The organism is Legionella quateirensis (assembly GCF_001467955.1).
GTDB lineage: Bacteria > Pseudomonadota > Gammaproteobacteria > Legionellales > Legionellaceae > Legionella > Legionella quateirensis.
The window spans coordinates 177,046-177,421 of record NZ_LNYR01000048.1 but is presented as its reverse complement, the minus strand read 5'-3'; positions in this window follow the sequence as shown (position 1 = coordinate 177,421).

Below are 376 nucleotides of genomic sequence, written 5' to 3'. Positions count from 1 at the left end.
GGGGATGTGATCTGGATTGCTTCACTTCGTTCGCAAAGACGGACGTTTATTTTGATACAAGGTCGAAGGTTTAAAGGGTAGTAAAAATACCCGTCTTTGCGAGCATCTCGAAGCAATCCACAACGTAGCCTGATTGGGGATGTGATCTGGATTGCTTCACTTCGTTCGCAAAGACGGACGTTTATTTTGATACAAGGTCGAAGGTTTAAAGGGTACTAAAAATACCCGTCTTTGCGAGCATCGCGAAGCAATCCAGAGCGGAGCCTGATTGGGGGTGTGATCTGGATTGCTTCACTTCGTTCGCAAAGACGGACGTTTATTCTGATACAACGTTGAAGGTTTAAAGGGTACTAAAAATACCCGTCTTTGCGAGCAA